Origin of the sequence: Mesorhizobium kowhaii, assembly GCF_003253745.1 — a bacterium.
GTDB classification, from domain to species: Bacteria; Pseudomonadota; Alphaproteobacteria; order Rhizobiales; family Rhizobiaceae; genus Mesorhizobium; species Mesorhizobium kowhaii.
Genome location: NZ_MZXV01000064.1, coordinates 71,220 through 77,639, shown reverse-complemented (window position 1 = coordinate 77,639; position 6,420 = coordinate 71,220). Strand labels below are relative to the sequence as shown.

Sequence of the window (6,420 nt, the reverse complement as noted above, 5' to 3'; positions counted from 1 at the left end):
CCAGATTGCCGTCCGGCAGATAGCGCGCCAGGTCGCCGGTCTTGTACAGCCGATCGCCTGCCACAAAGGGACTGGCGATGAACCGCTCCGCCGTCAGCTCGGGGCGGTTCAGGTAGCCACGCGCAACGCCTGCCCCGCCGATATAAAGCTCCCCCACCGCCCCGAACGGTACCGGCCCACCATGACCGTCCAGCAGGTACACACGCGTGTTCGCAATCGGACGGCCAATATGTGGCACAACGTTGTCACTGAAGAGCCGTCCCGAGGTTGCCACGACGGCAACTTCAGTAGGACCATAGTTGTTTATTAAGTTGAGAGGCGACGGTAGCAGGGAAGGCACACGCTGGAGACGATCACCGCCAACAAGCAAGTACTCCAAAGTGGGATTTACCAGATTGTCTTCTAACGCGGTTGTAGCCAGCGGCGTGACTAAAAACGCGGCGTCCAGTGGTTGATCACGCCACCATTGCAGCAGACGAAGGGAATCCCCTCCTGCTGCTCTGGGCGGGAGCAGCAATGCGCTACGATTGGATAATGCAGACCATAGCTCCCAAGCGCTGGCATCGAATGCCACTCCAGCCGTGAGTGTGCAGCAGGTTTCTGGTTGCGGACAAAACCTTTGCACATGCCATGCTGTAAGATTGACCAAGCTGTGGTGCTCGACCATGACGCCCTTTGGGATTCCGGTTGAGCCTGAGGTGTAGATGACATAGGCGAGATGGCGTGAGGTCAGGCCAAGGGTGCGCGGGTCCGGGTTGGAGGCGGGCAGTTCGGCCCAGGCCGGGGTCGCCGTCTCCAGATCGATCATCGTCAGATCGACAAGCGCCTCGGGGCCGAGTGCTGCGCGTCCGGCCGCATCGGCCAGCAGCAGCCGCGGCGCGGCATCGTCGAGAACCTGCCGCAGCCGCGCGCAGGGATAGGCCGGGTCCAGCGGCAGATAGGCGCCGCCCGCCTTGAGGATCGCCAAAAGCCCCACCACCATCGCCGGGCTGCGCTCCAGGCAGATCGCCACCGGCTGGTCCGGCCTGATCCCGAGCCTGATCAGATGATGCGCCAGCCGGTTGGCCCGCGCGTTGAGCTCGCCATAGCTCAGGCGCTCGTCCTCATGGACCACCGCCACCGCCTCCGGCGCATGGCGCACCTGCGCCTCGAACAGCTCGTGGATGCACCGCTCCGACGGATAGGCGGCCGCCGTCCGGTTCAACTCCTCCAGCAGATAGGTGCGCTCGGCGGCCGGCAGCAGCTCAATCCGGCCCACCGGCTGCCCCGCATCGGCCATGACACCACGCAACAGATGTTGCAAATGCTGCGTCATGCGCTCGATTTGCTTCGGCGCTAGTCGACTTGCATCAAAATGCCAGCGAAAGCTCCCATCCAGAGCGCAAACCTCAAATGTCAGCAAATCACCGCATAGGGCTGCCCCAGCACTTTGCCTCGACGTCAGATCGCCAGCGACAGAACAGCTGTCTGTCGTGATCGTGATGCCAATCGGCCAGGGCTGGCGCGATCGTAGCGCCTCCAGACCTCGCAATCTCGGGCAGCGCGCGATAAGATCCCGCGCAAAGCTACCGCGCTCACTCAACTGAGCGCATTCGGCTGCCACCGCTTTGCGCATTTCTTCAAAATCAAGTGCAAGATCAACGGTAACTTCCATCGGCACGACAGAAGCGATCAGCACCTCCATCGCTTTCGAGCCGGCTCGCCATCCATCCGATTCAGGCGTCCATCCCAGTTGAAGCTCTGTTTCTCCAGCGATGCGGGCGAGATAGATCAGCCAAGCCGCTATCAAGTATTCCATGCGATCATGTGGCGACAGCTTAGCCAACGCACCTGGAAAGAACCACGAACTCGACTGCCACCTGGACGGTGCCACAGCCACGGACGATGACAGGAAAGGAAGGCGCAATATTTTAAACTGCTCAAGCCGCTGTCGCCAGAAATCCTCCTGAGGCGCCAGCATTTCATGGGTGGCAGTTATGCTCCGCGCCTCATCATCGCTCAAAATCGGAAGGCGATCACCTTCATCCAGATTGGAGTGCCTGGCGAGGGCTCGCGCGTCCAGGACCTGACCATCGGAGCTGCCAAAGCAAACATCGACATCCTGCGTACCCGTCGCCACACGCCAGTGGCTGGAGTGGACTTCAAGCAGGCAACCCGCCGGAAGGCCCGAGCGTCGAGGCAACACCTCCAAGCGCCTGACGGTTACAACCCCATCGCCTACGAGAGCCTTGGGCAGACACAATGGATTGGGATGATACGGGCCAAAGTCTAGGGCACGCGTCACCGCTGACAGGTCTTGCGCGGATCGATCCCATCGCAGACAGCCTGCCGCATCTGGGCGTCGACGTCTCGGAAAATAGCTTCTGTTCACCAGCGCTTGCGGATAGCCAGTAAGCTTCCCGCTCTTGAGGCCAGTTAAAAGCTCGCGGAAACCCTCGACGGCAGCCTCATAAGATTTGAGGTTCAAGCTCAACGCCGTATCGGTGGGCGCAATCAGCACCTGGCGTTGAACCGCCAGGTCACCCGTATCAACACCATCATCGATACGATGCCACGTGATGGCATATCTCGTCTCTTGCGCCAGCAACGCCCAGGACGTCGCGTGCGTTCCCGCATATCGTGGCAATGGACCGTCGTGGTAGTTGAAAGCACCTTGACGCACCCGCCCGAACACATCCACCGGCAATATGAACGGATTGGCAACGGAGAAGATCCAATCCACCGGCTCGGCCTTCAAAAGAGAGCAGAGCTCTTCAACACTCGCCATGCGCGGGATGTTGGCGCGAGCCGCCCACTCTGCGAATATGGCGTCGCCACACAGGGCCGCACCAATGACGTGGCCCATCTCCATTGCCAGCTGAGCGCACCTAACTGCGAGCGTACCACTGCCAACAAAGACGCTGGAGGAGATTGATTGGGCTGCAGGTTGCCTATCCCGACCGCCCGAATCTGCGGCACCGCTGCCTGCCGGACGAGACCCAAGTACCATCTTCACCCTTTCTAACTGTCACTCGCGAGGCCGGGTCCCCTCCCGCCCAAGCCGCCGCGCCACGTATCGACCCAAAGCGGCCACACTGGTTCGGATTTGCTCAGGAGTAATCATGGGACGATTTCTCCTCACTCCACGCGTGTTTCTTAAAACGCGGCGCATACACTGTGCCAAAGGAGAAAATTCGTTTAAGAACAATATGTTGCGTCAACTATCATTATCGACATTGTCATATATCGGACAATGCGGCCCTGGCCTGCACGCCCACTTCCAGGAGTATAGGCGCAGCGAATCTTCTGCCTGTACAAGGAGCGGGGTTTGCAATGTACGAAAAATAGATCGTCAGGCGGAGCCACTCCCGCATCTCCCGCAGCCCCGGATGTCATATCGCTCAGGTGGCGGACGCAGTGATCACGTCTGACGAGCAGAGCGTGTCGCCGGCCCCTCATTCGCCGAACAATTCTTTGTAACCGGTCGTCGCCGTTCAGTTCGCCCGATCGAGATGGCTTCGCGCGGCTTTCCACGCGCGCTCCGGTTCTTGCACCGCATCGATGCCGAGCATGACCTGCGCCATCTCCGCATAGCTGGCATTGTCGGCGGATGCATCCAAGAACCTCAGATACGTCCTGAAGTGCTCCTTGTCGTAGGTAGTCAGGCTGTCGGACCAAGGGACTTCTTCTTTCAGACCTGGTTCAACGTCTGGGTATTTCGTCACGATATCGGGGCTCCGGAAATGAGGATTTCGCTTCGACGGGCTACCCGAGCGGATGGGAAACATCGTCCCTAAGACGACATTCCGATCATGGTCGCATGCGCCCGCTCGAAGAGATAAGCGCTCCTTTCGGTGGTGCAACTCTAGGTTAGGAATGAATTGCAAAAAGCTTCAAGACCGTACGGCTGGACATCGATTTCCGGCGGACTGCTCGGCCACTAATTTCACATTCCAAAGAGAGACGAAAATTCGGCCCAAAGCTTACAGCTGAAAAAAATGCGCTTCGCAGCAGGTTGCATGCCCATATCGAAAATGCGCAACGCACCTCGGCAAAACGCCAACAAGGTGTCGAGCTGCTTGGGTACTGACTTGCCAAAATCGACATCGCGATAGTTGCGCTCCGATGGCGCGAAATATCTTCGGCTCTTCGTGGAAAATTCACGAGCAGGGGATCGGGAAGCAGCTGAACTCGACTTGGTCGGGGGATAGCCAACAGGGACAGATCAACGTTCAAGACGACGGGATGCTGCGCTATTACCTTAACGCCGACGAGCATCGCAACAGCCCTGCTGGGGCTGTATTTGCTTTCAGCGACAACCCCCACTATGAAGCGACGCTTCGCCGACTGTGTTTCAAGCCGCCCGGAGAGTTTCATGACAGAAGAAGCCGACAAAAACATCGACACACTCATCGAGCTCACCGCCGATGTTGTCTCAGCCTATGTCTCGAACAATCCGATTCCGGTAGGGGATCTCCCTGCTCTGATCGGCCAAGTGCATGCGGCTCTGAAAGGCACGGCCGGAAGCGTCTCCGCAGAAGGGCCGCAGGCTCTAAAGCGTCCTGCTGACCCGATCAAGAAGTCGGTGACACCGGACTACATCATCTCCCTGGAGGACGGGAAGAAATTCAAGTCGCTAAAGCGCCATCTGTCGACCCACTACGGGCTGACGCCGGACGAATATCGCGCCAGATGGGGCTTGCCGGCGGATTATCCAATGGTCGCGCCAAATTACGCCGCGGCGCGCTCGGCATTGGCCAAGACGATGGGGCTCGGCCGCAAACCGAAAGAGCCGGAAACGCCGGTGCCGGCGAAGCGGACCCGCAAGAAGGTCGCGGCTTAATTTCGGCAACCGAGATTCGTTTTGGAGTGCGCTGCTGCCATTGGCATGATCTGCGCGGAATATGAAAGGAGGGGGGAGCCCCTTTCCTTTCAAACAGCCTGCGGTCGCGCACAGGGTGCGTTTCGTGGTTGCGGCTGCGCCGCCATGTTTTCCAATTTCGCGCACAGGCTGCGTTCCTGCAAACGCCGCTTCGTAACGCAACGCAAAGGGTTTTGTAGCATGGGTACTCGAAATTTCATCGCAGCAGCCTCCCTCGCCATGATGGTGACCGTCTCGTCACCCTCCGAGGCCCGCACCCCCTTCACCAACGACACCGCCTCCCGCATCCAGGCCCTGGCCCTGCTGGAAACTCTCAACGCCGACCTGCTCAGCCACCCCAGCGCCACGCTCACGCTGGAACGGTGGTGTGGTGACCACGGGCTGGCGCCGGAGGCGAAGATCGTCGCTCATCGTGTGAAGGGCGACGACAAACTGCTGCCGGATAATGCCCGCCAGGCGTTGGGCATCAGCGCTGACGAACCCGTGCGCTACCGCCGCGTGCAGCTCGCCTGTGGCGAGCTCGTGCTCTCCGAGGCCGATAACTGGTACGTTCCGTCGCGCCTCACACCCCAGATGAACCAGGTGCTCGACACCCCCGACCAGCCCTTCGGGAAGGTGGTCCAGCCGCTGCACTTTCGCCGCCAGACCATTAGCGCCGAGCTGCTGTGGTCGCCGCTGCCCAAGGGGTGGGAGATGGACGCACCGCTGCCGGCGGCGGGGAAGGGCGCGCTGGCCATCCCCCACGAGGTGCTGCGGCACCGCGCCATCCTCTATAGCGGGGCGAACCAGCCCTTCAGCCTGGTGGTGGAGACCTACACAGCCGAGGTCCTGGCCTTCGGCCGCCGCTGACTCAGGCGGTTCTCACCCTTGCAATATCTCGGATGGAGCCGATGCGAACCGTCATCTCGTCTGCCTGCAATTTGCCAACGTCGGCCGGACGGTCATAGAGTCTATTCACGATGACCTGGTTAAGTTCGTAACCTTCCCGCTTAGCAAAGACATATCTGTATTCCTGCTCCGCAGCGTATGTGTCGCGTTTCAAAAAGGGAAGATGTGTCGGGTTCTTGATATCGACCCCTTCGTCATGGTGAGCGGCCTCAATAATGACTGATGTCATACAATATGTATGAGGTTGCTCTCGTCGAATTCGTCGTCAGGCGCATTCAAAAACGTCAATGCATGTTTGGGAGGAAGACAGCTGTTTGCCAGATCGGTGATCTTGTCCTGATATTCGCAGCCCATGCGCAACAATCTGATCTCCATCGTCAGCAGTGCGAATAGATTCGCCCATTCCACTGGCCACGGACCTTGATGTAGGTCTCTCTGCTCCGATGTCCTGAGGTGTGCTCTCAGGCGTTCTGTCCCGGCGGACGGCCGAGATAGCGTCGCGCGCAGCGAGGTCAGGGCTGGCCGGCAGGCCATCGCGCGGTATGCGCGGCTTGGCCTTGACGGAGCGAGCACGTCGCTCTCGTTCGCCGGCTGCGGGATGGATCGGCGAAGCTGATTTTGCTATTCTTTCGCGGCTCGGGTGACCGCGTGGCGAAGAGCAGGGTCGAGGT

The 6,420-nt window shown here is 59.7% G+C and carries 5 protein-coding genes; 2 read left to right on the top strand and 3 right to left on the bottom strand.

Annotation, left to right across the window (positions count from 1 at the left end; all coding sequences use genetic code 11):
* The coding region (locus tag B5V02_RS40260) for an amino acid adenylation domain-containing protein (protein ID WP_167458733.1) at positions 1-2,845 on the bottom strand (2,845 nt) is incomplete at its 3' end.
* A 628-nt stretch (positions 2,846-3,473) separates the two neighbouring features.
* Complete coding sequence (locus tag B5V02_RS30520) at positions 3,474-3,704, bottom strand: DNA -binding domain-containing protein (protein WP_245446297.1); 231 nt, start codon at positions 3,702-3,704, stop codon at positions 3,474-3,476.
* 650 nt (positions 3,705-4,354) lie between these two features.
* On the opposite strand from B5V02_RS30520, the gene B5V02_RS30510 reads away from it, so the two are divergent.
* The gene (locus B5V02_RS30510; RefSeq protein WP_111547734.1) at positions 4,355-4,822 is read left to right on the top strand and encodes a Ros/MucR family transcriptional regulator; all 468 of its coding nucleotides are present in this window, start codon (positions 4,355-4,357) and stop codon (positions 4,820-4,822) included.
* A gap of 144 nt (positions 4,823-4,966) precedes the next feature.
* Positions 4,967-5,710: a hypothetical protein gene (locus B5V02_RS30505; protein ID WP_245446294.1), complete on the top strand. Its 744-nt coding sequence runs from the start codon at positions 4,967-4,969 to the stop codon at positions 5,708-5,710.
* 1 nt (position 5,711) lies between these two features.
* Here the strand turns inward: B5V02_RS30505 and B5V02_RS30500 are convergent, their stop codons facing one another.
* A complete protein-coding gene (locus tag B5V02_RS30500; protein WP_111547732.1) occupies positions 5,712-5,978 on the bottom strand; it encodes a hypothetical protein in 267 nt (88 codons plus the stop codon).
* Between the last annotated feature and the right edge of the window lie 442 nt (positions 5,979-6,420).

Bases quoted from the DNA above. Each gene is read 5' to 3' on its own strand.
- B5V02_RS30510 (WP_111547734.1), top strand. From the start codon at position 4,355: ATGACAGAAGAAGCCGACAAAAACATCGACACACTCATCGAGCTCACC.
- B5V02_RS30505 (WP_245446294.1), top strand. From the start codon at position 4,967: ATGTTTTCCAATTTCGCGCACAGGCTGCGTTCCTGCAAACGCCGCTTC.
- B5V02_RS30500 (WP_111547732.1), bottom strand. From the start codon at position 5,978: ATGACATCAGTCATTATTGAGGCCGCTCACCATGACGAAGGGGTCGAT.